The 7,920-nt window shown below is 70.3% G+C and carries 9 protein-coding genes; 1 reads left to right on the forward strand and 8 read right to left on the reverse strand.

Going from position 1 to position 7,920, the window contains the following annotated elements; all coding sequences use genetic code 11:
* The 5 genes from ACWDX9_RS55985 to ACWDX9_RS56005 all read right to left on the reverse strand — a co-directional run.
* Nucleotides 1–334 (reverse strand): hypothetical protein (locus tag ACWDX9_RS55985; protein WP_449970966.1); only part of this gene is annotated, 334 nt, incomplete at its 3' end.
* Between the two features lie 169 nt (nucleotides 335–503).
* On the reverse strand, nucleotides 504–2,639 hold the full coding sequence (locus ACWDX9_RS55990) for a transglycosylase domain-containing protein (protein ID WP_449970969.1): 2,136 nt from the start codon (nucleotides 2,637–2,639) through the stop codon (nucleotides 504–506).
* A gap of 131 nt (nucleotides 2,640–2,770) precedes the next feature.
* Nucleotides 2,771–3,091 carry a tetratricopeptide repeat protein gene (locus ACWDX9_RS55995; RefSeq protein ID WP_449970972.1) on the reverse strand — a complete coding sequence of 107 codons (321 nt, stop codon included), beginning with the start codon at nucleotides 3,089–3,091 and terminating at the stop codon, nucleotides 2,771–2,773.
* 2 nt (nucleotides 3,092–3,093) lie between these two features.
* Nucleotides 3,094–4,068: a pirin family protein gene (locus ACWDX9_RS56000; protein WP_449970974.1), complete on the reverse strand. Its 975-nt coding sequence runs from the start codon at nucleotides 4,066–4,068 to the stop codon at nucleotides 3,094–3,096.
* 165 nt (nucleotides 4,069–4,233) lie between these two features.
* Complete coding sequence (locus tag ACWDX9_RS56005) at nucleotides 4,234–4,869, reverse strand: TetR/AcrR family transcriptional regulator (protein WP_449970976.1); 636 nt, start codon at nucleotides 4,867–4,869, stop codon at nucleotides 4,234–4,236.
* Nucleotides 4,870–4,975: 106 nt separating this feature from the next.
* Here ACWDX9_RS56005 and ACWDX9_RS56010 point away from each other — a divergent pair, with 106 nt between their 5' ends.
* Complete coding sequence (locus tag ACWDX9_RS56010) at nucleotides 4,976–5,698, forward strand: SDR family NAD(P)-dependent oxidoreductase (RefSeq protein WP_449970978.1); 723 nt, start codon at nucleotides 4,976–4,978, stop codon at nucleotides 5,696–5,698.
* A gap of 13 nt (nucleotides 5,699–5,711) precedes the next feature.
* On the opposite strand, the gene ACWDX9_RS56015 is transcribed toward ACWDX9_RS56010, so the two are convergent.
* The 3 genes from ACWDX9_RS56015 to ACWDX9_RS56025 all read right to left on the reverse strand — a co-directional run bounded on the left by ACWDX9_RS56015 (nucleotide 5,712) and on the right by ACWDX9_RS56025 (nucleotide 7,813).
* Nucleotides 5,712–6,038: a rhodanese-like domain-containing protein gene (locus ACWDX9_RS56015; RefSeq protein WP_449970981.1), complete on the reverse strand. Its 327-nt coding sequence runs from the start codon at nucleotides 6,036–6,038 to the stop codon at nucleotides 5,712–5,714.
* A gap of 100 nt (nucleotides 6,039–6,138) precedes the next feature.
* Nucleotides 6,139–7,029 (reverse strand): carbohydrate ABC transporter permease, encoded by an 891-nt coding sequence (locus ACWDX9_RS56020; protein WP_449970985.1) that lies wholly within the window; start codon nucleotides 7,027–7,029, stop codon nucleotides 6,139–6,141.
* A 1-nt stretch (nucleotide 7,030) separates the two neighbouring features.
* Entirely contained in the window at nucleotides 7,031–7,813 is a 783-nt protein-coding gene (locus tag ACWDX9_RS56025; protein WP_449970988.1) for a carbohydrate ABC transporter permease, read from the reverse strand.
* Between the last annotated feature and the right edge of the window lie 107 nt (nucleotides 7,814–7,920).

The raw sequence follows: 7,920 nt of genomic DNA on the forward strand, positions 1-7,920 counted from the left end.
CGTCCTCGAACGCCGCGGCCACCGCCGGATCCGGCACGGGCAGGGTCCGCACCGCACGCAGCGCCGCGCGCCGCAGCCCCATGTCCGGCCCGGCGAGAACCTCCCGGACGTGCTCGAGGTCGCGCGCCGCCATGGCCACGTGCAGCGCCGTACGCCGGGCGTACCGATCCCGCGCGGACAGCTCGTCCAGGAGGACGCGCAACTGGGAGGTGCCGGCCAGCCGGCGGGCGTGGAGCGCCAGCGCCCGCATGCGCCGCGGGTACGGCAGAGGCGCGAAACGCGCCAGCAAGGCATCGGCGGAGATGTCGGGGGCCGGCTCCTCGGCCGGCTCCATGGGCCTCAACGGGCCGGGCGGAGACCGCCCTTTCCACAAGTCATGCCGACGATACTGGCCGATCACCGCCTCACCGCGCAACCCCGGCCGGCGAACCTCCTGAGCACGGTGGTGTGTGCCGGCATCTCGGACGCCGGCCCTTTCGCAGGAGACGGCGGCCGGAACGGGGTCAGCCCTCGATGTCCGCGAGCTGGTCCTGGGCCGGGTCCGGGCGGTCTTCGCGGGGCGGTGCGCAGCTCTGGCCGCAGCCGCCGAAGCGGGCCGTGTTCACCGGGGTGAAGTCCGCGGCCGGCACGTCCTTCAGCGCCGCCATCATGGTGTCCTTCCAGATCGGCCCGGGCACCGAGGCGCCCGCCACCGCGCCGAAGGTGCGGCCGCCGATCGTGACGCCGGTCAGCTTGTAGCGCTGGGAGCCGCGCGGGTCGCCGACGCTGACCGCTCCCGCCAGGTCGGGGGTGAATCCGGCGAACCAGGCCGTGGCGTACCCGTCCGTGGTGCCCGTCTTGCCTGCCGCCGGGCGGCCGATGCCGCCGACCCCGCGCATCGTGCCCTTGGTGAACACGCCGGACAGGACGTGCGCGGTCGCGTCGGCCACCTCCGGGTCGAGCGCCTTGCGGCACGACGGCTCGTACGAGGTCGCCCTGCCCGTGCTCGCCTCCGTCACCTTGGTGATGACCATGGGTGCGCAGTACGTGCCGCGGGCCGCGACGGCCGCGTACGCGGTGGCCACGGTCACCGGGTCCATCTCGTTGATCCCGAGCGTGAACGTCTCGTACTCCTGCAGCGGCCCCCCGTCCGCCCGCCTGATGCCCAGCGACTTGGCCGTCTGCACCGTCTCGCACAGGCCGACCCGCTGCTCCAGCGCCATGAAGAACGTGTTCACCGACCCCCACGTACCGGTCGCGAGCGTCTTGAAACCGGGTGAACCCTCGTCGTTGGTGACCGTCCAGGACGGGATGCCCATGTTCTGGCCCTTGCAGTTCTTGAACGAGGCGTAGCCGGGGGCGGTGTAGGCGTTGGTCACGCTGATCCCGTCGTCGATCTTCATGCCCTGCGCCAGCGCCGTGATCAGCGTGAACGTCTTGAACGTCGAGCCCGCCTGGAAGCCGATCAACCCGCCGTGCCGCTTGTCCGCCACCGGGTTGTAGGAGATCTCGTTCCGCTTGGCCGAACGGCCGTAGGGGCGGCTGGCCGCCATCGCCTTGATCTCGCCGGTGCCCGGCTTGACCAGCGCCTCGGCGGCGACGGGGTGGTCCGAGGCGAACACGTGCTTCCTGATCGCCGTCTCCGCCGCCCGCTGCGCCTTTGGGTCCAGGGTCGTGTAGATCTTCAGGCCGCCGCGGGCGAAGCGCTGCTTCCTGGCCCGCTCGGTCCTGCCGAAGGCGGGGCTGGTGAGCAGCTCATGACGTACGTATTCGCAGAAGTAGGGATAGCGGCTGGCCTGGCAGCCGTTGGGCGCCTCGACGCCCTTGTAGCCGAGTTTCGCCGCCTTGGCGCGCGCCGCCTGATCCGGTGTGATCCGGCCGAGTTGCGCCATCCGGTCCAGCACCACGTTCCGGCGTTCCAGCAGCAGCTTGCGGGGCTGCTTGCCGAGCCCGGGGTCGGTCCTGTTGGGGTTCTGGACGGCGCCGGCCAGGGTCGCCGCCTGGGTCAGGTCGAGGTCGGCGGCCGAGACACCGAAGAAGCGCCGCGCCGCCGCCTCCACGCCGTTGGCGCCCGCGCCGAAATAGGCGATGTTCAGATATCGGCGGAGAATCTCGTCCTTGGAGTACTTCTCCTCGACGCCCATCGCGTACCGCAGCTCCTTGAGCTTGCGCGCGTAGCTGGCCTCCAGCGCCTTGTTCTTGCCCTCCTCGGTGTCGGCCGAGTTCAGCAGGACCTGCTTGACGTACTGCTGGGTGATCGACGAGCCGCCCTGGGCGATGCCGCCCGAGCTGAGGTTCTTGGCCAGGGCCCGGGCGGTGCCCTCCAGGTCGAGCGCGCCGTGCTCGTAGAAGCGGTAGTCCTCGATGGCGACGATCGCCGTCTTCATCACGTCCGCGATCTGGTCCAGCCGCACTTCCTTGCGGTTCTCGGCGTAGAACTGGGCGATGCGGCCGCCCTCGGCGTCGTACACGACGGAGGTCTGGGCCAGGGGCGGCTCTTCGAGCTGGGCGGGCTTGAGATCAAGCATCTCGGTGGCCGAGACGAACAGGGAGCCTGTGCCGCCCACGGTGGGCAGCGCGATCGCGGCGACCACCGTGCCGGCGGCCACGGCCGCTCCGGTCAGGCGGGCAAGGCTCCACAAGGGGCTCGAAGGGGACATGGGCGTCATGACAGCACAGAGCCGTTCGCGCTGTCCAAGACTGATATGCCTTTATTGTCGATATTCGAATGGATATCACTGCAGGCCGGAGCGCCACCGTCCGGGGACGGCGGCGCTCAGCGTCGCGCAGGTCACTCGCCGGTCATCGCGGCATGCATGCGCAGGTACGGCTCGGCGTCCTTCGGCCTGTTCTGGCGCTGCAGCGTACGGCCGAGGAGCAGGCAGGCGTACCCCTCCGCCGGGTCGCGCTCCAGCACCAGCCGGAGCTCGGCCTCGGCCCGGCCCAGCTGGGCCGAGTGGTAGTAGGCGCGGGCCAGCAGCAGCCGGGCCGCGAGGTTGTCCGGCGCCGTGGCCACCACCTGGGCCAGGATGCGGGCGGCCCCGATGTAGTCCTGCGAGTCGAAGAACCGGCGCCCGCGCTTGTACTCCTCGGCCAGCTTCTCGATCGGCATGTTCACTCCTGTCCGGTGTGCGGAAGGCGCTCGGCGGGGATGACGCCCAGGCGGCCGGCCTGGTAGTCCTCCATCGCCTGAAGGATCTCGGCGCGGTTGTTCATCACGAAGGGGCCGTACTGGACGACCGGCTCGCGGATCGGCTGCCCGCCGAGCAGCAGCACCTCCAGGTTCGGCTCGGCCTGCGGCTGGGCCGGGTCGGCGGCGACGGTGATCGACCCGCCCTGGCCGAAGACGACCAGCTGTCCCTTGCGCACCGGCGTGCGCTCGTCCCCGGCGTAGCCGTGTCCGGCCAGCACGTAGGCCAGGGCGTTGTAGGCGGGGTTCCACGGCACCTCCAGCCGGGCGCCGGGGCTCACCGTGGCGTGCACCATCGTGATCGGGGTGAACGTGACGCCCGGACCGGCGTGGCCGTCCAGCTCGCCGGCGGTCACCCGCAGCAGCGCGCCGCCGTCGGCCGAGGCGAGCAGCGCCGCCTGGCGACCGCGGATGTCCTGGTAGCGCGGCAGGTGGAACTTGTGCGCCTTGGGCAGGTTGACCCACAGCTGGACGCCGTGGAACAGCCCGCCCGAGACCACCAGGTGCTCCGGCGGCTTCTCGATGTGCAGCAGGCCCGAGCCCGCGGTCATCCACTGGGTGTCGCCGTCGGTGATCGTGCCGCCGCCGCCGTTGGAGTCCTGGTGCTCGAAGATGCCGTCGATGATGTAGGTGACGGTCTCGAAGCCGCGGTGCGGGTGCCAGGGGGTGCCCTTGGGCTCGCCGGGCGCGTACTCGACCTCGCCCATCTGGTCCATGTGGATGAACGGGTCCAGCGCGGACTGCGGCACGCCGGCGAACGCGCGCCGTACCGGGAAGCCCTCGCCCTCGAACCCGCTGGGCGCGGTCGTCACCGACTTCACGGGCCGCCGCGTGACGGCGGCCGGGTCGGGCGCGGCGACGCGGGGCAGGGCCAGGGTGTCAGCGGTGATGGCGGGCATGACCCCTCCTGTTTGGTTGAAACTTCAATCGGTTGCTCGCCACAACGCATGGGTGCCGCCGGGCATTCCCGGCCGCGCGTACCTTTGGGTCATGCGATCTGCCGTCGTCGTTCCCGGCGGCAATTTCGGGCCGCAGGCGGGCGTCACCTGGCGTTCGGGCGACGGTCAGCAGAACTCTCGCATGATGCGCATCAGCTCGTCGGGCCGCAGGGGCGGCTCCGGCAGCGGATGCGCCGCCGGGGCGCGGAACCCGTCGAGGATCAACGCCAGATGCCGCCGCCACACCTCGGGCCGGACGGCGGTGGTGGCCTCGACCGTGCGGGCGATGCCCCACGTCACGAACACCATGTCCTCCAGCGTGCAGTCGGGTCGCAGCACCCCGGCCTCGTGCGCGCGGTCGATGATCCGCGACATCATCGCGTAGCCGAGTGCCGGGTCGCCGGCCGGGGTGGGCTGCGGGCCCCGGCGCGAGACGAGGTCGTTGTAGCCGCGGTCGGCGGCTTGCAGCTCGCACACCCGCTCCAGGAAGTGCACCAGCCCGCTCCACGCGTCCGGCAGCGACAGGGCGTGCTCCGAGATCTGCACCACGGTGGCGGTGCGGTCGGCGAAGACGGCGTTGACGAGGTCGTCGCGGCTCGGGAAGTGGTTGTAGAGGGTGCCGCTGCTCACCCCGGCCGTACGGGCGATCTCGTCGAGGGGGACGTCCAGCCCGCGGGCGGCGAACAGCTCTCTCGCGGCCGTCACCAGCAGGTCGCGGTTGCGCTGCGCGTCTCTGCGGAGCGGTCTGGCGGGGGTCGGCATGCGGCCCATCGTAGGCGAAGTTGAGAACACTCCCAACTTGTGCGTATGCTTCCGGCACAGAACTTGGGAGTGCAGTCAACTTAGCTGAATGCATTAAGGAGCAGTCATGCCCAGAACTCTCGCCATCTTCGGCGCCGGCCCCGTCATGGGCCTGTCCCTCGCCCGCCGCTTCGGGCGCGAGGGCTTCCGGATCGCGCTCGTCGCCCGGACCAGGCCGAACCTCGACCACCTCGTCGCCGAGCTCGCCCGCGACGGCATCGAGGCGGCCGGATTCACCGCCGACGTCTACGAGCCCGGCCGGCTCGCCGCCGCGGTCGCGGCCATCAAGGAGACATACGGGCGGATCGACGTCGCCGAGTTCAGCCCCGGCGGCGGGAACATGGGGGAGGGGATCGCGGCGACGCTCGACGTCGACGTCGAGAACGCGCGGGTGATCCTGGACCGGTTCGTGCTCTCGGCGGTCGCGCTGGTGCGGCAGGTGCTGCCCGACATGGTCGAGCGGGGCGACGGCGCGATCCTGTTCACCGCGGGGCAGTCGGGGATCTACCCGACGCCGGGCCTCGGCAACGCGGGCATGGCGCAGGCGGCGCTGCGCAACTACTTCCACACCCTCAACACCGAGCTCGCGGGCAAGGGTGTGTACGTGGGAGCGGTCAACGTGGGGGCGCTGATCGAGGGCAGCGTGCCGCACCGGGGGATCACCTCGTCCTCGGCGCCGCTCGAGTTCGAGCCGGAGGTGGTCCACCCGGACGTCCTCGCGGACGGCTTCTGGGAGCTGTACGCGAAGCGGGACCGGGTGGAGGTGCTGGCGGGCAGCTTCGGCCGGTAAGCGGAAGGAGGGGTCAGGACGACTGGACGGGCAGCCCCGCGGCCGTCCAGTCCTCGATCCCCTCGCGGTACTTGCGCACGTCGGTGTAGCCCAGCGCGGTGAGCCGGCCGGCGACCTGGCCGCTGTTCGGGCACGCCGGGTTGGAGCAGTACGTGATGATCGCGGCGTTCTTGTCGGGCAGCAGCGCGGATGCCTGGACGTCCACGTCGGCCGGGGCCAGGGGGACGGCGCCGGGGAGGTGCTGCTGGGCGTAGTACGCGCCGCCGAGCGCATCGACCACGGTCACCGTGCCCGCCTCGATGGCGGCCGCGAGGTCGTCCCGGGTGATCAGAGCGGTCATGTCATGGCCTCCAGAATAAGTCGGACTGCGGTCCGGTTACGTGGGTAAGACGTTACCGGACCGCAGTCCGATTTTGCAATCCGGGGCGGGCGGCTCCTCGTTACTTGCCGAATCCGGCGGTCAGGCCGGCCAGCAGCTGGCGGCGGCCGACCACGTACAGGATGAGGATGGGGACCGAGGTCAGGACGACGGAGGCGAGCACCGCGGGCACGTTGATGCTGTACTGGCCCTGGAAGGTCCACAGCGCCAGCGGCAGCGTGCGCTGCTCGGGGCTCTGGGTGAGGATCAGCGGCAGCAGGAACCCGTTCCAGATGGTCAGGGCGTTGTAGATGGTCACCGTCACCACGGCGGGCCTGGTCAGGGGGAGCGCCAGGTGCCAGAGCGTGCCGAGCTCACTGGCGCCGTCGAGGCGCATCGACTCGAACAGCTCCTTGGGCACGTCCCTGATGAAGTTCGACAGGATCAGCACCGACAGCGGGATCGCGAACGCGATCGACGGCAGGATGAGCGCCATGGGCGTGTCGTAGAGACCGAGCTTGATGATGATCAGGTAGATCGGGATGATCGTGGCCTGGTGGGGGATGGCCAGGCCCATGAGGAACGCCGAGTTGGTCCAGCGCAGGAACCGCCCCCTGCCGCTGCGGACGATCGCGTACGCCGCCATGAACGACACCGCCACGGCGGGCGCGACCGCGCCCACCGTGACGACGACGCTGTTCATGAAATATCGGATGAAGTCCGACTCGATGACCAGCTGATAATTGGCCAGCGTGGGCTCGGCCGGCGGCACGAGGGGGTTCTCGACGTAATAGTTGCTCTGCGACTTGAAGCTGGTGATGACGATCCAGTAGATCGGCACGACCACGACCGCCAGCCAGAACCAGGCGACCAGCCCGCCCAGCCAGTTGGGGCGGCGGGTCACCCTCTTGGGGCCGGGAGCGGTGTGCCGCGCCGCCGCCTGCGAGGTGTTCTTCGCGAGGGTCGTCGTCATGTCAGGCACCTTCCAGCTGGCTGTGGCTCGCGTCCCGGCCGCCGAGGCGGCGCAGCAGCAGCGCCAGCGCCAGGCCCACCAGGACCAGGATGACGGCGATCGCGCTGGCAGGGCCCATCAGGTTGGCCTGGAAGCCCCTCTTGTACATCTCCAGGGCGAGCACCCGGGTGGCGTCCCCAGGGCCGCCGGCGGTGAGCACGAAGATGAGGTCGAAGAAGACCAGCGACCCCACGACCATCAGCGTCGAGGACGTGATGATCGTGTACTTGAGCTGGGGCAGGGTGATGCTGAAGAACATGCGGACCCGGCCGGCGCCGTCGATCTCGGCGGCCTCGTACATCGAGCGCGGGATCTGGCGCACGCCACCCTGGTAGATCAGCGAGTGGAACGGGATGAACTGCCACGACACCACGAAGATCACGACGCTGAAGGCGAGGACGGGCTCACCGAGCCAGTCCTGCGCGAGCAGCGGGATCCCCAGCCCGGCCCCGAGCCCGAAGTTCGGGTCGAGCAGCGCCTTGTAGGTGATCGCGATGGCGGCCGAGCTGAGCAGCAGCGGGATGAAGTAGATCACCGAGAACACCGCGCGGTAGCGCTGGAAGCCGGCCAGGAACGTGCCGAGCAGGATGCTCGCCGGCGTCTGCACCACCCACGACATCGCGATGACCAGGAACGTCACCCACAGCGCGTGCGGCAGGCCGGGATCGGAGAGCACGGCGCGCCAGCTGTCGAAGCCCGCCGGACGGATCTCGCCGAGCCCGTCCCAGGCGGTGAAGCTGAGCACGAAGACCCCGATGAGCGGGATGACGCCGAAGCCGACGAAGAACAGCAGGGCCGGTAGCCCCCCGTTTTTGAGAAGTCACGAAGTGAGGGACCGCATGCGCAGCTCCG

The organism is Nonomuraea sp. NPDC003201, from assembly GCF_053590415.1.